Genomic DNA, 25,539 nt, shown 5'->3' on the forward strand with positions numbered 1-25,539 from the left:
GTCATGAGCGAGCTATTCAACCGCCTGCAGCGCTATCGGGTGCGTGACATAGCGCCGCGAACTCCGGTTGCCGGAAAATTGACGCGAGTCGTCGGACTCACGCTGGAGGCGGTAGGGTGCCGCGCGGCCATCGGCTCGCTCTGCCGTATCGATACCCTGGAGGGGGCGCTGGAGGCAGAAGTGGTGGGGTTCTCCGGTGACCACCTCTATCTGATGCCCAGTGAGCAGCTCAAGGGGGTGATCCCCGGGGCGCGCGTCGTGCCGCTCACCGAGGAGCAGGGCATTCCGGTCGGAATGGGGCTGCTCGGACGGGTCATCGACGGGATCGGCCAGCCGCTCGATGGACAGGGACCCATTCTCAGCGCTCATATTGCCCGCTTTGCCGCCCGAGGCATTAATCCGTTGGCCCGTCGCCCCATCCATCAGCCGATGGACGTGGGGGTGCGCGCCATCAACGCCATGCTGACGGTCGGCCAGGGCCAGCGGATGGGGCTGTTTGCCGGCTCCGGGGTCGGTAAGTCGGTGCTGCTTGGCATGATGACTCGTGGCTCGGTGGCCGACGTGGTGGTGGTGGGGCTCATCGGTGAGCGGGGCCGTGAGGTCAAAGAGTTTATCGAAGAGATCCTGGGCGTCGAGGGACGAGAACGGGCCGTGGTCGTCGCGGCGCCGGCCGATGCCTCCCCCCTGATGCGCCTCAAGGGGTGCGAGACGGCCATCACCATCGCCGAATATTTCCGCGATCAGGGCATGAACGTGCTCTTGTTGATGGACTCGCTCACCCGTTACGCCCAGGCGCAGCGTGAGATCGCCCTGGCGGTCGGCGAACCCCCGGCGACCAAGGGGTATCCACCTTCTGTGTTTGCCAAGTTACCGGCACTGGTTGAGCGTGCCGGCAACGGCGGTGAGGGGCAGGGCTCCATTACGGCATTTTTTACCGTGTTGACCGAAGGGGACGATCTGCAGGACCCCATCGCCGACGCGGCGCGGGCTATCCTCGATGGGCACATAGTGCTGTCGCGCGAGCTGGCCGATGCTGGCCACTATCCGGCGATCGACATCGAAAAGTCCATCAGCCGGGTCATGCCCCAGGTGACGTCACCGGAACACATGCAGATTGCACGGCTCTTCAAGCAGTTTTACTCCCTCTACCAGCAGAATCGGGATCTCATCAGCATCGGCGCCTACAGTCAGGGCGCCGATCCCCGCATCGATCGGGCGATCAGTCAAAAACCCTACATGGACCATTTCTTGCAGCAGGGGATGCGAGAAGTGGTGGGGTATGATCAGGGGCTGACCGATCTGAACATGGTGAGCGGTCCCCTGAGGTCGGTCTAGGAGGGTGAATGAGCAAGGGACTCGAGTTGTTGTCCGAGCAGTTGGCAGAGGCGGAGCACCGCTGTGCCATGGCGCTGGCCAAGGCCCGCCAAGATCTTCAGCTATTCATGGAGCAATACGACGCCCTTGGCAATTACCGCCAGATCTACCAGCAACAATGGACGGAGCGTGGTCAGCAGGGGATAGCGGCCCAGCAGAACGTCCAGTATCAGGCTTTTATCAACAAGCTGCAGATCGCGGCCGAGCAGCAGTATGAAGGCGTGCTGCAGGTGAGGCAGGTGATGGAACAACGCAAGCAGGAGTGGCTGGCCATGCAACAAAGACGCAAGGCGGTTGAGCTGCTACTGGAGAAGAAGGCGCTGCGTGAGCGGCAGAAGGCGGATCGCCAGGAGCAGAAGATGCTCGACGAGTTTGCCACGCGCAGTTTTCTGAGAAATTCTGGCCTGTAATTTGCTGACCTAAGGTTAATGCTCTCCTTGTAGGCAGCCTAAGCCCCCTATGGAGCCTCATTCCGAGCCCGGTTCGAATGCAGGCACAGGTAACTGGAGTAATCGCCGATGATCTCTCAACCCACACTCAATGCCGTGACAGTCAAGGCCGCACCCGGCGAGAGCGCGAGTGCCGCGGCCAAGGGGGGCGATTTTGCTGCCCTGCTGACAGGAGAGGGCGGCGATCCGTCGCAAGTCGAGCGTCGACCGGCTGGATTGGACGACGATTCGACGGCCGTAGAGACTCAGCCCGAGAGCAAGAAGAAGGGGCAAGAGAGCGGCGAAGAGTTGCCGCAGGATCTGCTGGCCCGCTTGATGGCCTCTCAGCAAACCAGCACTCAGCTGACCGCGGCAGCGCCGCAGGGCGAATGGGTTGATGCGCCGTGCGAGGGGCCGGATGATGCTCTGGACGAGATGGGGGCATCGGCCTCTATCGACGCAAAGGGAGAGGCCAAGGCCGCCGGCGTGCAGACTGCTCAGAGCTGTGCGGCTCAGCTTGCTGCACAGAGCGATGGTGGCGACAGTGCGATGAGCGAAGAGGAGGCGACCCCGTTAGAGGGGAAAGGTGCACGCTCTCGCGCCGGTCGCGATGAGACGGCCCCCACTCCAGGCCTGAGCGGTCAACTGGCGCAGGTTGGGCGTGAGGTGCAGGCCGATGAACCGCCCGAGCCGGTAGGGGAGGGGCATGGCAACGCGGCAGGCAATGGCAAGGCTCCTGTGGCGGGCCAGCCGGAGCCGGGTAATGGTAAGGTTCCGCTGACCACTCTGCTTGAGGCTGGCATGGCTGCCACTAAGGTGACAGAAGAAGAGGTGGCCGAAGAGAGCCCTCTCCTGGCAGAGACAACACCTGAGGCGAGCAAGGCAGAACTGGCCCCCAAAGAGAAAGCGGCATTGCAGCGCCCACTACGCCCGTCGGAGACCAAGCCAGCCGAGGTCCTGCCTGACACGTCTTCCCCGAGCAAGGTGGCGGCTCCCTCGGCCGAGGGCAAGGTTGCCTCGGCTCGCACCGAACCGACCGAACACTCCCCGTCTAACGGCGCCAATCCGGTGACGGCACAGTCTAACCAGGCTCGTGCCGATGCCGGTGCTGCCAACCCGTTACCTGGGGTGACCAAGGACGTGGCGATGAGTGCTGCGCCGAGCGCTGAAGTGAGCGCCAATGAGGCGAAGGCACCGGCAGGCAGCGCCGTACCAGCCAACCCGTCTCAGGTCCAGGTCACGGCGGATATTGGGCGTCAATCCTCCGTTGCGGTCGCAGAAACCCTGGCCGAGCGTGTTGTCGCAGAGCCTCAACAGGCGACCCTCGTCAGGGAAACCGTCGCGGCCGCTCGGGCAGGGCGTAGTGAGGAGCGCCGTGATGGCAAAAGCCAGCCGCTGAACACCGAAGGGAGCGGCGCGACGGTGACCCCTCATGCCACACCGAGCAGCCCGGTGCCCGAGAGCCGGCCGCTGACGGCCCAGCAGGACGTGGCGCGGCGGGAGAGTGTGCCTACTTTCCCGGGGGCTCAGCGCCTGACGCCGGAGAGCGCACCTGGCGAGTTACAACACAAGGTCAACGTGATGCTGACTGACAAGCTGCAGCAGGCGGAGCTGCAGCTCGATCCTATCGGGCTGGGTAAGATGAAGATCCACCTGCAGATTGGGCAGGATCAGCAGGTTAGCGTCCACTTCGTGGTTCAGCATGGCCAGACCAGGGAGATGCTGGAGCAGAGCATGCCACGGCTACGAGAGATGCTGGCCGGGCAAGGCATCCAGCTGGGACAGACCCAAGTGCAACATTTCCAGCAGGGTCAACAGCAGGGACAGCAGATGGGTCAACAGATGAGCCAGCAGATGAACCAAGAAGGGCGTGGTCGTGGTGCTGAAGGCTATCTCGGCGGGGGAGAGGATGACGGCAGTGTGGTGCCAACCGGTGACCGGTTGGCCAGGGAATCGGCAACCGACCGCGGAATTGATTTCTATGCTTGAAGCGCCCCGTAGCAACTATATGATAATGAAACAGTTAAGTGACAGGGTGGCGTGGCGATGGCAGATGACAATGAATTGACGCTCAAGGACAAGGGGAGCAGTAAGAAAAAGCTCATTATCATCGGCGTTATCGCGCTGGTGCTGCTGGCCGGCGGTGGCGGTGCGGCCTGGTTATTACTGGGCGGCTCGGGCGGCGATAGTGCGCCGGCAGAGACGACCGACAGCGCAGAGACGCCGGCCAAGGCGGATACCAAGAATCAACCGCCCCTCTATGTGGGCATGCCGCGTCCCTTCGTCTTCAATGTCAGTGGCCAGAGCCGCGATCGTCTGGTGCAGATCAAGGTGCAGTTGATGGTGCGTGGTGCCGCCAACGATGGCCTGGCAAAACAGCATATTCCCCTGATCGAGGGTACTCTGCTGCGCGTCTTCAGCGCCGCCACGGCCGAGCAGTTGTCGACCTTTGAGGGCAAGGAAAAAATGAGAACCGATGCGTTGGAAGAGTGCCAGCGCGTGCTCAAAGAGCTGACCAAGGAGAGTGTGGTGGAACAGGTACTCTTTACCGGCTTTGTGATGCAGTAGGTGAACCGTGAGTGATCTCTTAAGCCAGGATGAAATCGATGCCCTGCTCCATGGGGTGGATGAGGTCGAAGAAGAGGAGATAGGCCCCTCGGGTGGCCCCGGCGTCGCCTCGTTCGATTTCTCTTCCCAGGATCGCATCGTCCGGGGTCGCATGCCGACGCTGGAGTTGGTGAACGAGCGTTTTGCTCGTCACATGCGGATCAGCCTCTTCAACATGATGCGTCGAACCGCAGAAGTGTCCATCAACGGGGTGCAGATGCTGAAGTTTGGCGAGTATGTGCATACCCTGTTTGTGCCGACCAGTCTCAACATGGTGCGCTTTCGTCCCTTGAAGGGAACTGCGCTCATCACCATGGAGGCCCGTCTGGTCTTTATCCTGGTGGAAAACTTCTTCGGCGGCGATGGTCGCTATCACGCCAAGATCGAGGGGCGTGAGTTCACCCCCACCGAGCGACGCATCATTCAGATGCTGCTCAAGCTGGTGTTCGAAGATTATAAGGATGCCTGGGCTCCGGTGATGGACGTGGGTTTTGAATACCTCGACTCCGAGGTGAACCCGGCCATGGCCAACATAGTGAGCCCGACCGAGGTGATAGTGGTCAGCTCTTTTCATATCGAGCTCGATGGCGGGGGGGGCGATTTTCATGTGGCCATGCCCTACTCCATGCTCGAGCCTATCCGCGAATTGCTCGATGCCGGTGTTCAGAGTGACAAGGGGGACACCGATGTGCGCTGGAGCAAAGCGCTGCGCGATGAGATCATGGATGTAAAGGTCGGTCTGCGGGCCAAGCTGCTCGAGACCGATATCAGCCTGCGCGAGCTGATGGAGCTGCAACCGGGTGACGTCATTCCGGTGGAAATGCCGGAAAACCTGCTCGTGTTTGTAGAAGATTTGCCCACGTTTCACGCCAAGATGGGACGAACCCGGGAGAAGGTGGCACTCAAGATCACCGACAAGCTCAAGCGGCCCGATTCGGTGAAGACAGAGATGCACCTGGTAACCCGGGGTGGGGTGAGGATCGATGGGGATGTGGAGCTCGAGGAGCTCGAGCGTAGCATTCAGGAACAGCAGTAAGCCCGATTAAGAACAAGGATTCGATAAACATGAGTGGAAACGACGAAGAGCAGGACCTGATGGCGGATGCCTGGGCAGCGGCGCTGGAAGAGCAGGTGGCGTCCGAGGCGGCCGAGGTAAAACCGGCCCCTCTCGAGGAGCTTCAGGAAGATCCTCCCATCTCGGCCGAAGAGCGCCGTAAGCTCGATACCATTCTCGACATTCCCGTGACCATTTCGATGGAGGTCGGGCGCAGTCAGATCAGTATCCGCAACTTGCTGCAGCTTAACCAAGGCTCTGTGGTCGAACTGGACCGGGTGGCGGGTGAGCCGCTCGATGTGTTGGTTAACGGTACCCTGATCGCCCACGGCGAGGTAGTGGTGGTCAACGACAAGTTCGGTATCCGACTGACCGATGTCATCAGCCAGATCGAGCGGATCAAGAAACTGAAATGATGCGTTATCTATGGCTGTTATTGCCGCTTCCCCTCTGGGCCGAGCCCACTGGCGCCAGTGCGCCGACGCTGACATCTTGGCTGCTCTCGAGCCTGCTGGTGATCGGCCTCATCGTGGCGCTGGGGGCGCTGCTGAAGAAGACCCGCCTATCCCAAAGCCTGAGCGGTGGCCAGATGAAGGTGGTGGCTACCCTGCCTCTGGGCGTCAAAGAGAAGCTGATCGTGGTGAAGGTGGGGCAACAGCAGTATCTGCTGGGGGTCACCCCGGCGCAGGTGAGTTTGCTCTCGCGTCTCGACACCCCGCTCGATGAAGTCCAGCCCTTTGCCCAGCAGCTGGGCAAGTTGATGAAAAAGGATGACCATGCGTAGCCTGCTTTGGCTTGGATTGCTGCTGGCAGCACCGCTCTGTTTCGGTCAGGACGGCATGTCGGCGGTGACGGTCACCACCAATGCCGATGGCAGTCAGGAGTACAGCCTGACCCTGCAGGTGCTGGCACTGATGACGGCGCTCTCTTTCCTGCCCGCCATCGTCATCATGATGACCTCCTTTACCCGTATTGTGGTGGTGCTGGGGATACTGCGTCAGGCTATCGGCCTGCAACAGAGTCCCTCCAACCAGGTGCTGATCGGGATTGCGCTCTTCATGACCTTCTTCATCATGTCGCCAGTGCTCGATCGTATCAATGAGGAGGCGCTGCAACCCTATCTGGCCGAGACCATCACGTCCAAGGAGGCGTTGGAAAAGGCGCAGGTTCCGTTGCAGCAGTTCATGCTGTCACAGACTCGCATCAAGGATCTCAATACCTTCATGGAGATCGCCAATGTGAAGGTGGATAAGCCTCAGGATGCCCCTATGCGGGTGCTGATCCCGGCCTTTGTGACCAGTGAGCTCAAGACGGCGTTTCAGATCGGCTTCATGCTGTTCCTGCCGTTTCTGGTCATCGATCTGGTGGTGGCCAGTATACTGATGGCAATGGGGATGATGATGCTCTCTCCCATGATAGTGTCACTCCCCTTCAAACTGATGCTGTTCGTGATGGTCGACGGATGGAACCTCATCATGGGCAGCCTAGCCACCAGTTTTGGCCTGGGCAGCGGTTAAGGAGCGTCCATGTCACCGGAAACCTTCGTCGATGTGTTTCGTGAGGCGCTCTGGATTGTGAGCGTCATGGTGTGTGCCGTCATCCTGCCCAGCCTGCTGGTGGGGCTGGTGGTTTCCATCTTCCAGGCGGCGACCTCGATCAACGAGCAGACGTTAAGTTTTTTGCCTCGCCTTATCGTCACCCTCCTTGCCCTGGCGCTGGGGGCTCATTGGGGGATGCAGAGTCTGATGGATTTCTTCATCCTGATGGTGCAGCAGATCCCCGAGGTCGTGGGGTGACCGTCTCCACTGGCCTCATCATGGCGTGGTTGGCCTCTTTCATCTGGCCCTTGTGCCGGATTGGTGGCATGTTGATGGTCATGGTGGTCTTCGGTAGCCGACTGGTGCCTATGCAGGTGCGCATGCTGCTGAGCCTCTCTATCACCCTGGTGGTTGTTCCCGTTTTACCACCCATGCCGGCCGATCCCCTCTTCTCGGGGAGTGGCTTTCTCATTACGGTACAGCAGCTCTTGATTGGAATCGCGATGGGGCAGTTGACCCTGTTCCTGACCGAGAGCTTCGTCATGGCCGGTCAGGTACTGGCGATGCAGACGAGCCTGGGCTTTGCCTCTCTGGTCGATCCCATGAACGGGCAGTCGGCTCCTGTGGTGGGGCAGTTTTACCTGATGCTGGCGACCCTGGTTTTCTTGGCGGTGGACGGGCATCTGTTATTGTTGCGGCTGGTTATCCTCAGCTTCGAGACGCTGCCGGTTTCGCAAGCAGGTATACCGGCGGTCGTGTACCGCGACTTGGCGGCATTTCTCGGTATCATGTTTCAGGCCGCACTGGTGATGTCACTCTCTGCCATCATCGCCTTACTGCTCATCAACTTCTCGTTTGGTGTGATGACTCGCGCCGCCCCCCAATTAAACATCTTCAGCATGGGGTTTGCGGTCAGCATGATCGCCGGCCTCTTCATCATCTGGCTCACCATCGGTAGCCTGACAGAGCATTTCGACAATATCTGGTCTAGGGTTCAGGAGCTGCTCTGCTTGGCCATCGGCACCCAGTGTGCGGGAGGCATAGGTGGCTGATTCGGATCAGGAACGCTCGGAGTTACCCACCGGGAAACGACTTGAGGAAGCGAGAGAGAAAGGGCAGATCCCCCGCTCTCGCGAACTGGGGACGGCCAGCGTCTTGTTGGCGGCCTGCTTCGCCCTGATGATGGTCAAGGGGAGTCTCGCCGCGTCGCTTGTGTCCATATTTCAGCAGGGATTCTCACTACAGCGAGAGCAGATGTTCGACCCCTACGCCATGCCGGCCTTGTTGGGGGAGATGATCAAGGAATTGATCGAGCCTCTGGGCATCCTCTTTTTCCTGGTCGCAGTTGCCTCGTTTGTCGGTAACATTCTGATGGGGGGCTATAACTTCTCGACCGAGGCGATGCAGCCCAAGTTTAGCAAGCTTAACCCCCTGAGCGGGCTCAAGCGGATCTTCGGTGTTCAGTCTTTGGTGGAGCTGCTGAAGTCGATCGCCAAGGTGCTCTTTATCGCCCTCTTTGCCTGGTGGTTGCTAGCCAGCCAGTTCGATCACCTGATGCATCTCTCCGTAGAAGGGTTTCCCGGTGGGCTACTCGATGCCATCGAACTCTTCTTGTGGATGATCCTGGTGCTCTGCTGTTCTCTCTTGCCCATCGTGGCCATCGATGTTCCGTTTCAGCAGTGGAACCATACACGCCAGCTCAAGATGACCAAGCAGGAGGTGAAAGAGGAGTACGAGAACTCGGAAGGTAAGCCCGAAATCAAGGGGAAAAGACGGCAACTCCAGATGGAGATGGCAATGCGGCGCATGATGGGGGATGTCCCCAAGGCCGATGTGATCATCACCAACCCGAGCCACTACTCGGTGGCCCTCCAGTATGATGCCAACAAACCGGGTGCCGCGCCCAAGGTATTGGCCAAGGGGGTGGACGAAGTGGCGATGAAGATCCGGGAGATCGCCCGTGAGTACGAGATCCCCATTTTACCCTCTCCGGCGCTGACTCGGGCCATCTACCATAGCACCGAGCTGGGCCAAGAGATCCCCGAGGGGCTCTTTGCTGCCGTGGCCCAGGTATTGGCCTATGTCTATCAACTCAAGCAGTTCCGTCGTGGCCGCAGTCATCGCCCGAAACCTTTGGCCCAGGATCTGCCCATTCCTGACGAGTATCGCAAGTGACGGTCTTCTGACGACACAAATCTAACCAATTGAAAATAACATAAATAAATTATTGGAACGTTTTTTGCTTTTCGCATGTCAGGTGTAGTCAGATGCGATACGAGCGATGGAAATGACCCAGATGCTGACCCGGCTAAAAGGGTACCGAGGCGTGCTAAGCAAAGGGATCGGGACTCCTTTGCTGGTGATGGCCTCCCTTGGCATGGTTGTGCTGCCCATGCCAGCCTTCCTGCTGGATATTCTTTTCTCGTTCAACATCGCCCTGGCCATGGTGGTATTGCTGGTCGCCGTCTATACCCGGCGCCCTCTCGATTTTGCCGCATTTCCTACCGTATTGCTGATTGCCACCCTGCTGCGACTGGCCCTGAACGTGGCCTCGACCCGGGTAGTGCTGCTCGAAGGCCATAACGGTCCGGATGCTGCCGGTCATGTGATCGAAGCATTTGGCTCTGTGGTTATCGGTGGTAACTACGCGGTCGGTCTTATCGTCTTCTTGATCCTGATGATCATCAACTTCGTCGTGGTTACCAAGGGTGCCGGACGCATCTCAGAAGTGAGTGCCCGTTTCACCCTCGATGCGATGCCCGGTAAACAGATGGCCATTGATGCTGACCTCAATGCCGGCCTCATCAACCAGGAGGAGGCAAAGAAACGCCGCCAAGATGTCACCGCCGAGGCGGATTTCTATGGCTCTATGGATGGTGCCTCCAAATTCGTTAAAGGTGATGCAGTGGCCGGCATCATGGTGCTCTTTATCAACATCATCGGTGGTTTCATCATCGGCATGGTGCAGCACGGGCTGAGCTTTTCCGACGCGACACGCATCTACACCCTGCTCACCATAGGTGACGGTCTGGTAGCCCAGATCCCCTCACTGATGCTCTCTATCGCGGCAGCCATCATAGTTACCCGTCAAAATACTGACCAAGACATGGGACAGGCGGTGCTGGGGCAGCTGTTTAGCAACCCGCGCTCGCTTATCATCACCGCCGCCATCCTGCTGATCATGGGGGTGGTACCCGGGATGCCTCATGTGGCGTTTCTGTCACTCGGCATCCTCTGTGCCGGGATCGCCTGGTGGCTGTTGCAGCGAGAGAAGCGCCTGGCGGCCCAACCCAAGGAGGATGGTGCGCTGGAGGGGGAATTGGAGACGCCCCATGAGCAGCGGGACTTGAGCTGGGATGATGTCATGCCCGTCGATGTGATCGGGTTGGAGGTGGGTTATCAGCTGATCCCGCTGGTGGACCGTAACCAGGGTGGGGAGTTGCTCACCCGGATCAAGGGGGTTCGTAAGAAGCTGTCTCAGGAGCTGGGTTTCCTGGTTCCGGCGGTGCATATCCGTGACAACCTGGATCTGGCGCCCAATCAGTATCGCATCACTCTGATGGGTGTCAGCACAGGTGAAGCGCAGATCTACCACGACAAAGAGATGGCCATCAACCCGGGCCAGGTCTTTGGCTCCATTAACGGTGTCCCGACACGGGATCCTGCGTTTGGTCTCGAGGCGCTCTGGATTGGCAAGGATCAGGTCTCCCATGCCCAGACCTTGGGTTATACGGTGGTGGATGCGGCGACCGTGGTGGCCACTCATCTCAGCCAGCTGCTGTCGAACCAGGCGGCGTTGCTGCTCGGTCATGATGAGGTACAGCAACTGCTCGACATGGTTGCCAAGCATCAAGCCAAGCTGGTTGATGGGTTGGTACCTGAAGTGATTGCGATGGGCAATCTGGTCAAGGTGCTGCAGAACTTGTTGGGTGAAGGGGTTCCGATCCGCGACATGCGCACCATACTGCAGACGTTGGTGGAATATGCTCCCCGTAGCCAGGATCCCGAGGTATTAACCGCCGCGTGCCGTATTGCCCTGCGCCGCCTCATCGTGCAGGAGATCGCCGGTACCGAGGCCGAGCTGCCCGTGATAACACTGGCGCCGGAATTGGAACGTATATTGCATCAATCCTTGCAGGCTGGTGGCAGTGAAGGCGCCGGTATCGAGCCGGGTCTGGCCGAGAGGATGCAGAGGTCACTGGCCGAGGCAACCCAGCAGCAGGAATTGGAGGGTCAGCCTGCTGTATTGCTGACATCGGGAATTTTGCGCAACACCCTTGCCAAGTTTGTTAAGAATGCAATTCCGGGGTTGCGCGTCCTGTCCTACCAAGAAGTGCCTGACGACAAGCAGATCCGTATTGTCAGTGCGGTGGGGCAGAACTAGCGAGCGGAGATGACAGGTGAAGATTAAGCGGTTTTTTGCCAAGGACATGCGGACTGCGCTGGCAGAGGTCAAGGAGACTCTGGGCCCGGACGCTGTGATCATGTCCAATAAAAAGGTCACCGGAGGAGTCGAGATTGTTGCCGCAGTGGATTATCAGGCTCAAACGGTGTCAAGCAAGGAGCCAGCTCGTGCCGCCTTGGTAGACGAACGCGTCAATATTTCGACGGCTGGTCGTCAAATGACGACTTCTTCTGCGTCAAAAGAAGAGCATTACGCCGATAGTTTGGCGGCCCTGCTTGCCAGGCAACAACAGGCGAAGGGTGCCGTTCAACGTTCAGCACCCTCCACCGTCGCGGCCTCGGCTCCGGAGGGGGCTCCCCGGACACTTGCCGAGCAAGCACAATGGGAGGCTCAGCCGCAGGCCAAGCCGCGTGCCCGGAGCAACGGCGCAAGCCGTACCGCGACCCCGGCCCGTGAGAGTGCCCCTCGCGATCGTGAGTTGGAAGGCGTGCGCCAAGAGATGGCAAGCATCCGCAAGCTGTTGGAGCATCAGATCTCGGGCCTGATGTGGCAGGAGGTCGAGCGTCGCGAGCCGATGCGGGCCCTGCTCATCAAGGAGCTGAAGAAGATCGGGTTTGACGACGCTTACGCCGATCAACTGGCGGGAATGGTGCCGGAGGACATGTCGGTCCACGAGGGCATGGCTCAGATAGCCGAGATCCTGACGTCCCAGCTCCGGGTTGGGGAGGACGAGATTCTGCGTCAAGGGGGGGCTGTGGCCCTGCTCGGTCCAACCGGGGTGGGCAAGACAACCACGATAGCCAAGCTGGCAGCCCGCTTCGCCATGAAATATGGCGCAGATCAAGTGGCTCTCATCACCACCGACAACTACCGGATCGGTGCCCATGAGCAGCTGCAGACTTATGGGCGGATCATGGGCTGTCCGGTGCGCCAGGTGCGCGATGCCGAAGAGTTGGCATCGGTGCTTTACCAGTTTCGTCATCGCCGCCTCGTCCTTATCGACACGGCGGGCATGGGCCAGCGCGATGTTCGCCTGACAGAGCAGCTCGATACGCTGGTTAAGAATTCCAAGGTCCGTATTCGCAGCTATCTGGTGATGTCGGCCACTTCCCAGCGCCGGGTCATGCAGGAGGCGGTCGACCATTTCAAGCGCATTCCGCTGAGCGGATGCATCCTGACTAAGCTCGACGAGAGCTTGAACCTCGGGGAAGTCATCAACGTTTGTATCCAGAATTCTCTTCCCATCTCGTATGTCACCGATGGGCAGCGGGTTCCGGAGGATATTCAGGTCGCTCACTCGGCACAGCTGATAGGTTCGGCGCTCGGGTCGTTGGAACGGCAGGTGGAAGAGCCCTATTTCTGGGGCGCCGGGTTTGGCGAGGCTGAAGATTCGGAGTTTTATGAGTAACGTATATATGGATCAGGCAAGTGGGCTACGCAAAATGCGTCAAAACAACCGAGTTAAGGTCATTGCGGTTTCCGGCGGCAAGGGCGGGGTTGGTAAGACCAACGTCACTCTTAATGTCGCCGGGGCCATGGCGGCTCAGGGCAAGCGGGTCATGGTACTCGATGCTGACCTGGGGCTGGCAAATGTGGACGTGATGCTGGGTCTTCGAGTCCATCGTAACCTCTCCCATGTTCTCTCGGGGGAGTGCACTCTGGATGACATCATCATCGAGGGGCCCAACGGCATGATGATAGTGCCGGCAACGTCGGGTACCCAATCCATGGTCGAGCTGTCACCGGCTCAGCATGCGGGTCTTATCAGGGCCTTCAGTGAGATGAAGACTCAGATCGATGTATTGATGGTGGATACCGCGGCGGGGATTTCCGACATGGTCCTCAGTTTTGCCCGTGCTGCCCAAGACATCATGGTGGTGGTCTGTGACGAGCCAACTTCCATCACGGATGCCTACGCCCTGATGAAAATCCTCTCCAAGGAGCATGGTGTCTATCGCTTCAAGGTCGTAGCCAATATGGTGCGCAGTCTGCGCGAAGGGCAGGAGCTGTTCGCAAAATTGACCCGTGTCACCGATCGCTTTCTTGAGACTTCGCTGGAATTGGTCGCTTGTATACCCTATGACACGAATCTGAGGCAGGCGGTACGTAAGCAGAAGCTGATCGTTGATGCCTTTCCAAAGTCACCGGCATCACTGGCATTCAGAGCGTTGGCGAACAAGGCGGCAAGTTGGCCTGTACCGAGCCAGCCCGGGGGACATCTCGAGTTCTTTATCGAGAGCCTGCTGCAGAATCCTGCCACGATAAAGGAAGGTTCGCGTGAATAAAGCCCAGGCATACTTACGCCATCAGGATTCCTATGCATTGGTCGAGCGCCATTCACCTCTGGTCAAGCGCATCGCCCAGCATCTGCTGGCCCGCTTGCCCAGCAGTGTGCTGCTCGATGACCTGATCCAGGCGGGTATGATTGGGCTTATCGAGGCCTCTCGTAATTTTGACGGGAGCAAGGGAGCCAGCTTCGAGACCTATGCGGGTATCCGCATCCGTGGTGCCATGCTTGACGAGATTCGACGTGGTGACTGGGTTCCTCGTTCGGTCCATCGTAACAGTCGCATGATTTCCGAGGCGATCGATCAGGTCGAGAAGCAGCATGGCCGCGATGCGCGTGATACTGAAGTCGCGCAGCAGCTCGGTGTCGGCATGGATGAGTATCACTCCATGCTGCAAGATGTCTCGTGTGGCAAGATCATTGGCATTGAAGATCTCGGTGTCAGTGAAGATGTGCTGGGCGGGGAAGGGGCCAGTGTGACCCATGGCTATGAAGATGTTGCAGCCGAGCGCTTCCAGTCGGCCCTGGCCGACAACATTGCCAAGCTTCCCGAGCGAGAGGCACTGGTGCTCTCTCTTTATTACGACGAAGAGCTGAATTTGAGAGAAATCGGTGAAATTCTCAACGTCAGCGAGTCCCGAGTTAGCCAGATCCACAGCCAGGCGATGCACCGATTGCGCGCCAGGCTGCGTGATTGGCAAGCATAACTCTTTGTACTGTCTACACTAAAAAAACGGTGTAGGGCATAATAGTCACCACAAGTATCTGCATTCTGCATCATGAACGCCGGCCGTCTGCAGACGGCCGTTTAGGAGGGAATTTTGGACAAGAACATGAAAATCCTCATTGTTGATGATTTTTCGACAATGCGTCGGATTATCAAGAACTTGCTAAGAGATCTTGGCTTCAACAACACCCATGAAGCCGACGATGGCAACACTGCCCTGCCCATGCTTAAAAACGGTGATTTCCAGTTCGTTGTGACCGACTGGAACATGCCTGGCATGCAAGGGATCGATCTACTCAAGGCCATTCGTGCCGATGACAAGCTCAAGCATCTTCCTGTCCTGATGGTGACTGCCGAAGCCAAGCGTGAACAGATCATTGAAGCGGCTCAAGCCGGTGTTAACGGCTATATCGTCAAGCCCTTCACTGCTGCGACCCTGAAAGAGAAGCTCGACAAGATCTTCGAACGCATCGGCTGAAGGAGCCCCAAGGATGATGGTCAAGACGAGCGCAATCATTACGCTTGAGCAGGCAAGGATGCTCGTCTCCCTACTCGAGCAGGAGGAGTTTGGCAGGGCGGATGAATTGTTGGCAGAGGTATGTGTGCCTAATGCCAACGCCCTGTTCGAGAAGGTGGGTCAGTTGACCCGCCAGCTCCATAACTCCCTCAATGAGTTTCGGCTGGATCCGCGCATTCCCGCTCTTGCGACTCACGAAATACCCGATGCTCGCGAGCACCTCAGCTATGTCATCGACATGACCGACAAGGCGGCCAACAGAACAATGGACGCCGTTGAAGCCAGTCTTCCCATCGCGGATCGTCTCAACGATGGCATTCAGTCTGTGCTGCCTAACTGGCAGGCACTGATGGGACGCAGCCTAGATGTGGGCCAGTTCAAGGTTTTGTGTCATCAACTCGATGATTTTCTTAAGTCTTCTGAGGCGGACGCCGATACGTTAAGGCAACTGTTGACTGAAATTCTGATGGCTCAGGATTTTCAGGACCTCACCGGCCAGATGATTCGCAAAGTCATCAAGCTGGTCCAGGAGGTCGAGACTAAATTAGTAGAGATGTTGACGATGTTTGGTGATATCGGAGCTGAGCCCCCGAAACCCGTGCTTCGCAACGCGATCGAAGCAGAAGGCCCGATCATCAATGCCGAACATCGTGATGATGTGGTCAATGGCCAGGATGACGTGGATGACCTTCTCTCCAGTCTTGGATTCTAATGGAGTGACGAATGGGCTTTGAAGTTGATGAGGACATACTGCAGGACTTTCTGGTCGAGGCATCCGAAATCTTGGAGCAACTGTCAGAGCAGCTCGTAGATCTCGAGAAACGGCCGGACGATAGTAACCTGCTAAATGCCATCTTCCGCGGATTTCACACCGTGAAGGGTGGTGCCGGTTTTCTCTCTCTGGCCGAGCTGGTTGATGCTTGTCATGGCGCGGAAAACGTGTTCGATATTCTGCGCAATGGCAAGCGACGAGTCACGCCCGAGCTGATGGATGTCATCCTGCAGGCGTTGGATGCCATCAACGAGATGTTTACCCAGGTCCAAAACCGGGAGCAACCTAGCCCCGCTTCGGATGATCTGCTTCATGACCTGCACGAGCTGTGTAAGCCTGAAGGGGAAGAGCAGCTTCGCACCGCTTCTTCCGGAGGAAGTTCCGCACCCAATGCGCCGGCTCCTGAGCCGGCGGTCGTGCAGGAGGCGGTTGCCGCAGTCCCTGAGCCGATGCCCATGGAGCCGGGGACTCAAGGAGGGATTGACGAAATCTCTTCCGACGAGTTTGAGCGTCTGCTCGATGAGTTGCACGGTGCAGGTAAGAGCCCGACGACGACCAATGTGACGGCTCGCCCGGCAGTCCAATCCGAGAGTGGCGACATTACCGATGACGAGTTTGAGGCGCTGCTTGATCAGCTCCATGGTAAGGGAGCGCACGGCGGAGCTCCTGCTCCTAACCCCCTGAAGGATGTGCAGCGTGAGGTCGATCAACTCATCGGTGATGACGAGTTCGAACGTCTTCTCGATCAGTTGCATGGCTCGGGACAGGGCCCCACCGCCAAGGATGCACCGGAACCTCCCAAGACCGCAGCAGCTGCGGCGCCCAAGCCGGCTCCGGCTCAGCCCGAGGTAAAACCGGCGCCGCAGCCGGTGGCCGCGAAGAGCGAGAGCAAGCCTGCACCAGCCAAGGCCGCCGCGCCAGCCGAAAGCGCTAAAGAGAGCGCCGCCGCTCAAGGCGACACCACGGTGCGTGTCGACACCAAGACGCTGGATGTGATCATGAACATGGTCGGCGAGCTGGTGCTGGTACGCAATCGTCTGGTGAGCCTGGGGATTGCCAGCAACGATGAAGACATGTCCAAAGCCGTCGCGAATCTGGATGTGGTCACTGCCGACTTGCAAGGGGCGGTGATGAAGACGCGGATGCAACCGATCAAGAAAGTGTTCGGTCGTTTTCCCCGTGTGGTTCGTGACCTGGCTCGTTCGCTCAAAAAAGAGATCGAGCTGGTGCTCATCGGTGAAGAGACCGATTTGGACAAGAACTTGGTCGAGGCGCTCGCCGATCCCTTGGTTCACCTGGTGCGTAACTCTTGCGACCATGGTGTCGAGATGCCTGATGTCCGCGCGGCTGCCGGGAAACCCCGTCAGGGAACCATCACCCTGAGTGCCTCGCAGGAGGGGGATCATATTCTGCTCTGCATCGAAGATGACGGCGCCGGTATGGACCCTGAGAAGCTCAAGGCCATTGCGATTGATCGTGGGGTACTGGATGCCGATGCGGCGGCTCGCATGACGGACAATGAGGCCTATAACCTTATTTTCGCCGCTGGCTTCTCGACCAAGAAAGAGATCTCCGAGATCTCGGGCCGAGGCGTCGGTATGGATGTGGTCAAGACCAGCATTATCAGCCTCAATGGTTCGATTCATATCGACTCACAGAAAGGGAAAGGGACTCGTCTCGAGATTAAGGTGCCGCTCACGCTGGCTATCTTGCCGACCCTGATGGTCGAGGTCGGTGAACAGACCTTTGCTCTGCCCTTGAGCTGTGTGAACGAGATTTTCCATCTGGACCTCAAGAAGGCGAACATGGTGGATGGCCAGCTCACCATCATAGTGCGCGAGAAGGCGATCCCTCTGTTTTATCTACAACAGTGGCTGATCCGCGGTAATCGCCACTACAAGACGCGTCAGGATGCCGGGCATGTGGTGATCGTTCAGATCGGAACCCAGCAAATCGGGTTCGTAGTGGACAACCTCATCGGTCAGGAAGAGGTCGTGATAAAACCTCTGGACAAGCTGTTGCAAGGTACGCCCGGTATGGCGGGTGCGACCATCACCAGTGATGGCGGTATAGCCCTGATCCTTGATGTTCCTAGCCTGCTTAAGGCCTACGCTCGCCGGCACTGAGGTGCCGGCGACCCAAGGGAGTTATAAGAACAAGAATGGCCGTAAAAGTACTGGTTGTAGATGACTCGAGCTTCTTTAGGCGCCGCGTTACCGAGATCATCAACCAAGACCCTTTGATGACGGTGATAGACACGGCCCAGAATGGTCGTGAAGCCGTCGACAAGGCTCTTGCCCTGCGTCCCGATGTCATCACCATGGATATTGAGATGCCGGTATTGGATGGTATCAGTGCCGTGCGCGAGATCATGGCGAAATGTCCGACGCCTATCCTGATGTTCTCTTCGCTCACCCACGAAGGTGCCAAAGCGACGCTCGATGCCCTCGACGCAGGAGCACTCGACTTCTTGCCCAAGAAGTTTGAGGACATCGCCCGCGACAAGGAAGAAGCCGTCAACCTGTTGCAGCAGCGGGTTAAAGAGATTTCGCGCAAGCGATTCATGATGGGGGCTGCTCGCTCTCGTCCAGTGTCTGAGCCGGCCTCGGCTGGGGCGCGCACCGCGTTGACGCCTGCGGCACCGGCTCGTGCAGTGCCTGAGCGCGCAATGCCAGCCGCTCCGGTGAGCTTCAAGCGCTCTGGGAAAACCTATCAGTTGGTTGCTATTGGCACATCGACGGGTGGACCCGTTGCGTTGCAGGCTGTCCTGACCAAGCTACCGGCGGATTTCCCACACCCTATCCTGCTCATTCAGCACATGCCTGCCACCTTTACTGCGGCCTTTGCCGCCCGTCTCGATGGGCTGTGCAAGATCGGGGTCAAAGAGGCTGCCGATGGGGATGTGCTAAGACCAGGTCAGGCCTATCTGGCGCCTGGTGGTAAACAGATGCTCATTGACGGTCGCGGTAATTCAGCCCGTTTGCGGATCATCGATGGAAATGACAAGGTGAACTACAAGCCTTGCGTCGACATAACCTTTGCCTCTGCGGCCAAGTCTCACGGCGACAAGGTGTTGGCGATCGTGTTGACCGGTATGGGGGCTGACGGACGCGATGGTGCTCGCCTGCTCAAGGAGCAGGGATCAACCATATGGGCACAGGATGAGGCCAGCTGCGTGGTGTATGGGATGCCCCAAGCCGTGGCGAAGGCCGGCATCGCCAGTGAGTCCCTCCCTCTCGATAAAGTCGCTCAGCGTATTCTGGTTGAGTTGGGACGCCAATGACAGGCTGGCTTGGATTGCTGCTTGCACTGGGCTGCATTGCGTTGGCTCAGCAGTGGCATGGTGGCTCGCTCTGGAATTTGGTCGATGGCCCCGCATTTCTTATCGTTGTCGGTGGCACTCTGGGTGCCGTCATACTGCAGACGCCTGCCCTTTATCTAAAGCGGGCGCTGCAGCAGTTTGGCTGGTTATTCATTCCCCCTGCGCTGGATCTTGAATCTCAGGCGAGTCGACTGGAGGCGTGGGCTCAGCGGGGCCGACAGCATGGTCTGCTCGCACTTGAAGAGCAATCGGATCAAGAGCGTGAACCCTTTACCAAGGCGGGTCTGGGGATGCTGGTTGACGGGGTTGAGCTGGAGCGGATGAGGGATCTCCTTGAGGCTGAGATCATGGTCGAACAGGAGCGTAACGAGCACAGTGCCCGCGTCTTCGAATCCATGGGGGGATATAGTCCGACCATCGGCATCATAGGTGCTGTGCTAGGGCTTATCCAGGCGATGGTCAAGTTAGAGCAGCCCGCCGAGCTGGGCGCCGGTATTGCCGTTGCTTTCGTTGCCACCATCTATGGGGTGGGCTTGGCGAACCTCTTCTACCTGCCTGTGGCTAATCGTCTGCGGGCCTTCCATTACCATCAGCAGCTCTTTCAGGAGATGACCCTGGAGGGCCTGCTTGGTATCGCCCACGGAGAGAGTGCCCCTCAGCTCAGAAGGCGTTTGCAGATTTACTTGAAGGGAGAGTAACTATGCCGCGTCGCCGTCGCCCGACTCTCCATCTGCGTGGCCGCGAGCATTTGGACCGCTGGTTGGTTTCATATGCGGACTACATGACGCTCATTTTTGCTCTCTTTGTCGTGCTCTATTCAGTGGCAATGGTCAACAAAGAGAAGTATAGAGAGGTGCTCGATGGGGTCACCCAAGCGTTTGCAATGACAGTGCCGCAAGGAGAGGGCATATTGGAGGCGCAAGGCTCTGCCATTGTGCCCGCCATCGCCGGTGATGCCACGCCCACCTTGCTGCCAACCGAGTCTTCTGCCCCGCAATCAATGATTAAGTCCCAGCAAGATGGCGCGGCTCTTGCAGATATTGATGCACAGTTGGGGCAGGCGATGGGCTCGCTGGTTGAGTCTGGCCTCGTCAAGATCAACCGTGATGATGAGTGGCTGACCATAGAGCTCAATTCGGGCCTCTTGTTTGCCAGCGGGAGTGCGACTCCCAGCCTGAATGCAGCGCCGGTCATCAATGCGGTCTCAAGAATTATTAAACCGGTCGATAACTATGTAAGGGTCCGGGGCTATACGGATAACCAACAGATAAACAATGAAATTTTCCGTTCGAATTGGCAGTTGTCCGCCGCTCGCGCGGGTGTGATCCTCGAGGCGTTGGCAGGTCACGGTATTGATCCCCATCGGCTCGCCATGGAGGCGTACGGTGAGTTCTCCCCCTGGAGCGAGAACGACAGCGAAGCGGGCAGGGCACAGAACCGGAAAGTGGTCGTTGCGTTGTCTCGCTATGCCTGGAAGCCGGCGCCCACCGCAGTCACTAAGGCGGCGAATCCTGAGGGACCACCAAAGGAAGAGCCGGCTCCGATTGATAGTAACAACGTGAAGATCATTGAATTACCCGGCGGCGGTATACGCATAACGACAAGGCAGGAATGACAACGTGATAGTGTGGACGGTGGCGAATCAGAAGGGTGGGGTTGGCAAGACGACGACCGTCGTATCGCTGGCCGGTATTCTTGCCCAGCGAGGTAAGCGCGTGCTGCTCATCGATACCGACCCTCACGCGTCCCTCACCTCGTATCTGGATTACGATTCGGACGGGCTGGATGCGACCCTGTATGAACTGTTTCAGGCGACGCGCCCCACGGTTGAACTTGTCGATAAATTGACGCTCAAAACCAAGTTCGACAACATCAGCCTCTTGCCAGCGTCCATCACACTGGCCACCCTGGACAGAGTGATGGGCAATCGGGAGGGGATGGGGTTGGTTCTCAAAAGAGCTCTTCTTCAGGTCCAGGATCGCTATGACTACGCCATCATCGATTGCCCACCCGTGCTGGGTGTGATGATGGTCAATGCAGTGGCGGCGTGTGATCGTATTCTGGTGCCGGTTCAGACCGAGTTTCTGGCACTCAAGGGGCTGGAGCGCATGATGAAGACCTTTGAGATCATGCAACGTTCCAAGAAGGGTGGTTTCAAATATACCGTAGTGCCAACCATGTTCGACAAGCGCACCCGCGCCTCCTTGATGACCCTCAAGTCCATCAAGGATCAGTACGGCGATGCCGTCTGGCCTTCCGTTATCCCTATCGATACCAAGTTTCGCGATGCGAGTCTGCTGCATGTACCCCCTTCTATCTATGCGCCGGGTAGTCGTGGAACTTATGCCTATCAGACCCTTCTGCAATATCTCGATACGCTGGAGAAGCGTATTCGGTTGGAGGTAGCCCAGTGAGCCAGTCTACTCAAATCCGGGCTATGGATGACTATTTCCATTCTCTCTTGCTCGAGGAAGAGGAGGCTGCCGCGCTTGAGCTTGAGCCCACTCCCGAGCCAAGACGGTTAGTCGCCGTAGAGACTCGAGTTACCCCTCGGCCCTACTTTGAGGAGCCGGAGCGTCGCGAGCGTCTGGCCGAGCTGTTGTCCCAGGTTGGCCAGGTGCAAGAGGAGATGGAAGCGATCACCCATCAGGAGGTGCAGTCGCTGGCCATCGAGGCGGAGGAAGTGGCCGTTGCGCCAGTGGTGGCGCCTCCCGTTAGCGATGTTGTTGAGACGACGAGTGTCGCCGAAGAGACCGCCTTTGAATCCGAATCGGAGGCGGCTCAATGGCAGAACATTGAGCCAGGCAGTGAATTCCAGGCGCTCTTCTTCGATGTGTCCGGTGTGACTTTCGCGGTGCCCTTGAGTGAACTGGGCGGGATACATCGTATCTCTGAGGTCACGTCCATTTTTGGTCAGGCGCCCTGGTTCAGTGGTTTGATGACGATGCGCGAGGAGAAGCTCAAGGTGGTCGATACGGCCCTGTGGGTGATGCCAGATAATCCTCATACGGATATGCCGCCCTATCATTACCTGATCACACTGGGGGACTCAAATTGGGGCCTTTCATGTCATTATCTCAAAGGGACAGAGCGGTTACATTACGATCAGGTCAAATGGCGCCATCAGGAGGGAAAACGCCCCTGGCTGGCGGGCATGGTCAAGGAAAAGAAGTGTGCTCTTCTGCATGTTGATGAGCTGCTGCGTCTGCTCGAGCGGGGCGTCAATATCGAGGGGCGTTAGGAGCAGTCCTGCTTTTTTATTGCTAGTTTTACCTAAGACGTATTCATACAAGGAACACGACGATGAGCGAAAAGCGCAATGTTGCACAGAACCTAGCCGAAGATGAGGTGCTTCAGTGGGTGACCTTCCAGCTGGAAAATGAAACCTATGGCATCAATGTGATGCAGGTTCAGGAGGTGCTCCGCTATACAGAAATTGCGCCGGTTCCTGGGGCTCCCGATTATGTACTGGGGATCATCAATCTGCGCGGTAATGTGGTCACCGTCATCGATACCCGCTCCCGTTTTGGCCTGCCGCCAGCCGAGGTGAGTGAAAACTCGCGTATCGTCATCATTGAGGCTGAGAAGCAGGTGATCGGCATCATGGTCGACAGTGTGGCCGAAGTGGTCTACCTGCGCTCTTCCGAAATCGACGTGGCCCCGGCTGTGGGTACCGAAGAGAGTGCCAAGTTCATTCAGGGCGTAAGCAACCGGGACGGCCAGCTGCTTATCCTGGTCGATCTCAACAAGCTGCTGACCGATGAAGAGTGGGAAGACATTGGTTCGCTTTGAGGATAGACATTGCAATCGTTGATCATTTGGTTGGCCCTGGGCGCTTCCTTGCTATCGTGGGGCGTGTGTCTTGCATTATGGGTCGTTTATCGCCGTCATCGTGAACAGGCGCAGGCGGAGCGTGATAGCCTGCTTGGCAAGATGGAGAGCCTGCGTAAGCAGCTGACTGAGCTTCATTCCGGGACTATTGGCATGGGGCGCCGGTTGCAAGGCGTGGAAGGGGAGATCCATAAGCTTCAGGAGCACCAGCAAGAGCTGACTCTGCAAGACCCGGATCGTCGTCTCTATAGCCGTGCGGCCAAGATGGTCGAACTCGGCGCGGATGTCGACGAGTTGATGAGCGAGTGTGAGCTCCCGAAAGCAGAGGCCGAGTTGTTGATTTCATTACGAAAAGGCCGATAACTTTCACAGAGGGGAAGCCAGGGCTTCCCCTCTTTTATTGTTCATTCCAGATCACACTTTTTACTATTGGCCAACAGTGGTTTGAAAATGTTGCCGGGCTTCTTGTGGTACACTGCGCCGGCCATTACCAATTGACCCTGACATCATGCTGCAAGCTCATCAACTGACCTGTGTTCGCGAAGACAGGACGCTCTTCGAGTCACTCTCTTTCTCGGTCGGGCCGGGTGACGTGGTCCAGGTCGAAGGGCCCAATGGTGTTGGAAAAACCAGCTTGCTGCGGCTATTGACCGGTCTCTCCCTGCCGTTTGCGGGACATGTAAGCTGGTGCAGCGAGGATATTCGTCAGTGTCGCGATGAATACCATGCCAGCTTGCTCTATCTGGGGCATCATCCGGGTACCAAGGCCAATCTGACCGCCTTCGAGAACCTCTCCTTCTATCAGCGGATCCACCATCCCGATGCACAGATCGATCTGTGGGAGGTGCTGGCACGGGTTGGATTGGCCGGATTCGAGGATTCCCCATGTGGTCAACTCTCTGCTGGGCAGCAGCGCCGCGTCGCACTGGCCAGACTCTGGTTAAGTGAAACGCCTTCTCTGTGGATCCTCGATGAGCCCTTCACCGCCATCGACAAGCAGGGAGTTAAGGTGCTTGAGCGCCTCTTTCTCGAGCATGCGGATCGCGGTGGCATGGTGGTGCTGACCACTCACCAGGAGATGAGCCTGGCCCGCGAGCGGCTGCGCACCGTCGTGTTGAGCCACCAACTACAAGGAGCCAACTGATGTTCGCCGCGCTCTATCATGTGATCCGCCGTGAGCTGTTGATGGCCATGCGGCAGCGATCGGAGATCCTGAACCCGCTCTGGTTCTTTCTTATCGTCATCACCCTCTTCCCCTTGGGGATCGGGCCCGAGCCTGCACTGCTGGCGCGCATTGCCCCCGGGATCATCTGGGTGGCCGCCCTGCTTTCGGCCATGCTCTCTCTCGAGCGGCTGTTTCGCGATGATTTCGCCGATGGCGCCCTCGAGCAGATGATGCTGATGCCTGCACCACTTGGGGTATTGGCACTCGGTAAGGTGGTGGCGCACTGGTTGCTCACCGGTCTGCCGCTCCTGATGCTCTCGCCCCTGATTGCCCTGCTGCTTTCTCTGGATGTGGCCACCTGGCAGGCCGTGGCCCTCACCCTGTTGCTTGGGACCCCGGTATTGAGCCTGCTCGGTGCGGTTGGGGTGGCGCTGACGGTAGGGCTGCGTCGGGGAGGCGTGCTGCTGAGCCTGTTGATCCTGCCGCTCTACATTCCTGTGCTCATCTTCGCCACGTCGGCGATCGATGCGGCCGGTATGGGGCTACCCTATGGGGGTCAACTGGCGATACTGGGTGCCATGCTGCTCGGCGCCTTAACCCTGACGCCCCTGGCCATGTCGGCCGCCTTGCGGGTGAGCATGAATTAACCTGGGTTTGCGATGGATCAAGGAGTCTGTCGCTTAATCCAATAGAGGTATTTTTTATACCTGTTTAGCCGGTAAGGTAGCCCCTCGACCGGACGTTTAATAACTCTAAGGTACTGTGAGCTATGTGGAAATGGTTGCACCCTTATGCCAAGCCTGAGCGCGCCTATGCCCTGGCCGGGCTGCTCTTGCCCTGGTTTGCGGCGATCAGCGTGATCGCCTTTGCCGTTGGACTGGTCTGGGGGTTGGCGTTTGCCCCGGCGGATTATCAGCAAGGGGACTCTTTTCGCATCATCTATATTCATGTGCCTTCTGCCATCTGGTCTATGGGGGCTTACTCGACCATGGCTGTCGCCGCCTTCATCGGCCTGGTGTGGCAGCTGCGAATGGCCGACATGACGGTGGCGGCCATCGCCCCGGTCGGCGCCGTCTTCACCTTTATTGCCCTGGTCACCGGGGCGGCTTGGGGCAAACCCATGTGGGGAGCCTGGTGGGTGTGGGATGCGCGTCTTACCTCCGAGCTCATCTTGCTGTTTCTCTATCTGGGTGTGATCGCCCTCTACACGGCGTTCAGCGATAAGGTATTGGCGGGGAGGGCGGCCAGTATTCTCGCCCTGGTGGGCGTCGTTAATCTGCCGATCATCCATTATTCGGTAGAGTGGTGGAACACCCTGCATCAGGGGGCCACCATTACCAAGTTTGCCAAGCCTTCCATCTCCTCCGAGATGCTCTGGCCGCTGCTTATCATGATCCTGGCCTTTGCGGCTTTTCTCGGTGCCGTCACCCTGATGCGTTTTCGTAATGAGTTGCTGATGCGCGAATGGAATCGCCCCTGGGTGAAGGCCATCGCCCAGCAGGAGAAGTAATC

Annotated in this window: 28 protein-coding genes; all 28 read left to right on the top strand. The window is 58.1% G+C overall.

The annotated features are described in order from the left end of the window. The first annotated feature begins 3 nt into the window (after positions 1-3). The 28 genes from fliI (at position 4) to BN1121_RS11845 (ending at position 25,537) form a co-directional block, all read left to right on the top strand. Positions 4-1,335 carry a flagellar protein export ATPase FliI gene (gene fliI, locus BN1121_RS11710; protein ID WP_005356565.1) on the top strand — a complete coding sequence of 444 codons (1,332 nt, stop codon included), beginning with the start codon at positions 4-6 and terminating at the stop codon, positions 1,333-1,335. A gap of 8 nt (positions 1,336-1,343) precedes the next feature. Continuing rightward, the gene (gene fliJ, locus BN1121_RS11715) at positions 1,344-1,784 is read left to right on the top strand and encodes a flagellar export protein FliJ (RefSeq protein ID WP_005356562.1); all 441 of its coding nucleotides are present in this window, start codon (positions 1,344-1,346) and stop codon (positions 1,782-1,784) included. A 108-nt stretch (positions 1,785-1,892) separates the two neighbouring features. After that, positions 1,893-3,791: a flagellar hook-length control protein FliK gene (locus BN1121_RS19045; protein WP_005356559.1), complete on the top strand. Its 1,899-nt coding sequence runs from the start codon at positions 1,893-1,895 to the stop codon at positions 3,789-3,791. Positions 3,792-3,848: 57 nt separating this feature from the next. Next, positions 3,849-4,370 (top strand): flagellar basal body-associated protein FliL, encoded by a 522-nt coding sequence (gene fliL / locus BN1121_RS11725; protein WP_005356557.1) that lies wholly within the window; start codon positions 3,849-3,851, stop codon positions 4,368-4,370. 7 nt (positions 4,371-4,377) lie between these two features. Continuing rightward, positions 4,378-5,445, top strand: coding sequence for a flagellar motor switch protein FliM (gene fliM / locus BN1121_RS11730; protein WP_005356554.1), 1,068 nt, complete (start codon positions 4,378-4,380; stop codon positions 5,443-5,445). Positions 5,446-5,474: 29 nt separating this feature from the next. Further along, positions 5,475-5,879, top strand: a complete 405-nt coding sequence (gene fliN, locus BN1121_RS11735; protein ID WP_005356551.1) for a flagellar motor switch protein FliN — start codon at positions 5,475-5,477, stop codon at positions 5,877-5,879. Beyond that, positions 5,876-6,247, top strand: a complete 372-nt coding sequence (gene fliO / locus BN1121_RS11740) for a flagellar biosynthetic protein FliO (protein ID WP_005356547.1) — start codon at positions 5,876-5,878, stop codon at positions 6,245-6,247. The genes fliN and fliO overlap by 4 nt, the downstream gene beginning before the upstream one ends. Continuing rightward, entirely contained in the window at positions 6,240-6,980 is a 741-nt protein-coding gene (gene fliP, locus BN1121_RS11745) for a flagellar type III secretion system pore protein FliP (protein ID WP_005356545.1), read from the top strand. The genes fliO and fliP overlap by 8 nt, the downstream gene beginning before the upstream one ends. Positions 6,981-6,989: 9 nt before the next feature. Next, entirely contained in the window at positions 6,990-7,259 is a 270-nt protein-coding gene (gene fliQ, locus BN1121_RS11750; protein ID WP_005356543.1) for a flagellar biosynthesis protein FliQ, read from the top strand. Next, a complete protein-coding gene (fliR, locus tag BN1121_RS11755) occupies positions 7,256-8,053 on the top strand; it encodes a flagellar biosynthetic protein FliR (protein WP_082038241.1) in 798 nt (265 codons plus the stop codon). Before fliQ ends, fliR begins: the two co-directional genes overlap by 4 nt. Beyond that, entirely contained in the window at positions 8,046-9,176 is a 1,131-nt protein-coding gene (flhB, locus tag BN1121_RS11760) for a flagellar biosynthesis protein FlhB (protein WP_043157941.1), read from the top strand. Before fliR ends, flhB begins: the two co-directional genes overlap by 8 nt. A gap of 106 nt (positions 9,177-9,282) precedes the next feature. Then, a complete protein-coding gene (gene flhA, locus BN1121_RS11765; protein WP_005357643.1) occupies positions 9,283-11,385 on the top strand; it encodes a flagellar biosynthesis protein FlhA in 2,103 nt (700 codons plus the stop codon). A gap of 16 nt (positions 11,386-11,401) precedes the next feature. Continuing rightward, complete coding sequence (flhF, locus tag BN1121_RS11770; RefSeq protein ID WP_005357647.1) at positions 11,402-12,814, top strand: flagellar biosynthesis GTPase FlhF; 1,413 nt, start codon at positions 11,402-11,404, stop codon at positions 12,812-12,814. Continuing rightward, the gene (locus BN1121_RS11775; protein WP_005357649.1) at positions 12,807-13,691 is read left to right on the top strand and encodes a MinD/ParA family protein; all 885 of its coding nucleotides are present in this window, start codon (positions 12,807-12,809) and stop codon (positions 13,689-13,691) included. Before flhF ends, BN1121_RS11775 begins: the two co-directional genes overlap by 8 nt. Continuing rightward, positions 13,684-14,400 carry an RNA polymerase sigma factor FliA gene (locus BN1121_RS11780; RefSeq protein ID WP_005357651.1) on the top strand — a complete coding sequence of 239 codons (717 nt, stop codon included), beginning with the start codon at positions 13,684-13,686 and terminating at the stop codon, positions 14,398-14,400. The genes BN1121_RS11775 and BN1121_RS11780 overlap by 8 nt, the downstream gene beginning before the upstream one ends. 126 nt (positions 14,401-14,526) lie before the next feature. After that, complete coding sequence (cheY, locus tag BN1121_RS11785; RefSeq protein ID WP_437125682.1) at positions 14,527-14,898, top strand: chemotaxis response regulator CheY; 372 nt, start codon at positions 14,527-14,529, stop codon at positions 14,896-14,898. Positions 14,899-14,911: 13 nt separating this feature from the next. After that, the gene (locus tag BN1121_RS11790) at positions 14,912-15,649 is read left to right on the top strand and encodes a protein phosphatase CheZ (protein ID WP_005357656.1); all 738 of its coding nucleotides are present in this window, start codon (positions 14,912-14,914) and stop codon (positions 15,647-15,649) included. Positions 15,650-15,660: 11 nt separating this feature from the next. Then, the gene (locus BN1121_RS11795) at positions 15,661-17,835 is read left to right on the top strand and encodes a chemotaxis protein CheA (protein ID WP_005357657.1); all 2,175 of its coding nucleotides are present in this window, start codon (positions 15,661-15,663) and stop codon (positions 17,833-17,835) included. Between the two features lie 35 nt (positions 17,836-17,870). Beyond that, positions 17,871-18,992, top strand: coding sequence for a protein-glutamate methylesterase/protein-glutamine glutaminase (locus BN1121_RS11800; protein WP_005357658.1), 1,122 nt, complete (start codon positions 17,871-17,873; stop codon positions 18,990-18,992). Next, entirely contained in the window at positions 18,989-19,729 is a 741-nt protein-coding gene (locus tag BN1121_RS11805) for a flagellar motor protein (RefSeq protein ID WP_005357659.1), read from the top strand. The genes BN1121_RS11800 and BN1121_RS11805 overlap by 4 nt, the downstream gene beginning before the upstream one ends. Positions 19,730-19,731: 2 nt before the next feature. Then, positions 19,732-20,646: a flagellar motor protein MotB gene (locus tag BN1121_RS11810; RefSeq protein WP_005357660.1), complete on the top strand. Its 915-nt coding sequence runs from the start codon at positions 19,732-19,734 to the stop codon at positions 20,644-20,646. Positions 20,647-20,650: 4 nt separating this feature from the next. Further along, positions 20,651-21,445 (top strand): ParA family protein, encoded by a 795-nt coding sequence (locus tag BN1121_RS11815; RefSeq protein WP_005357662.1) that lies wholly within the window; start codon positions 20,651-20,653, stop codon positions 21,443-21,445. Then, positions 21,442-22,272, top strand: a complete 831-nt coding sequence (locus tag BN1121_RS11820; protein WP_005357664.1) for a chemotaxis protein CheW — start codon at positions 21,442-21,444, stop codon at positions 22,270-22,272. The genes BN1121_RS11815 and BN1121_RS11820 overlap by 4 nt, the downstream gene beginning before the upstream one ends. Positions 22,273-22,334: 62 nt before the next feature. Then, positions 22,335-22,823 (top strand): chemotaxis protein CheW, encoded by a 489-nt coding sequence (locus BN1121_RS11825; RefSeq protein WP_005357667.1) that lies wholly within the window; start codon positions 22,335-22,337, stop codon positions 22,821-22,823. Between the two features lie 9 nt (positions 22,824-22,832). Further along, positions 22,833-23,225 carry a DUF2802 domain-containing protein gene (locus BN1121_RS11830; protein ID WP_005357670.1) on the top strand — a complete coding sequence of 131 codons (393 nt, stop codon included), beginning with the start codon at positions 22,833-22,835 and terminating at the stop codon, positions 23,223-23,225. A gap of 142 nt (positions 23,226-23,367) precedes the next feature. Beyond that, the gene (gene ccmA / locus BN1121_RS11835) at positions 23,368-24,006 is read left to right on the top strand and encodes a cytochrome c biogenesis heme-transporting ATPase CcmA (RefSeq protein WP_152424721.1); all 639 of its coding nucleotides are present in this window, start codon (positions 23,368-23,370) and stop codon (positions 24,004-24,006) included. Then, positions 24,006-24,674: a heme exporter protein CcmB gene (ccmB, locus tag BN1121_RS11840; protein WP_005357675.1), complete on the top strand. Its 669-nt coding sequence runs from the start codon at positions 24,006-24,008 to the stop codon at positions 24,672-24,674. Before ccmA ends, ccmB begins: the two co-directional genes overlap by 1 nt. 122 nt (positions 24,675-24,796) lie before the next feature. Then, entirely contained in the window at positions 24,797-25,537 is a 741-nt protein-coding gene (locus BN1121_RS11845; RefSeq protein WP_005357678.1) for a heme ABC transporter permease, read from the top strand. The last annotated feature ends 2 nt before the right edge of the window (positions 25,538-25,539 follow it).

Origin of the sequence: Aeromonas diversa CDC 2478-85 (assembly GCF_000819805.1) — a bacterium.
Classification (GTDB): Bacteria; Pseudomonadota; Gammaproteobacteria; order Enterobacterales; family Aeromonadaceae; genus Aeromonas; species Aeromonas diversa.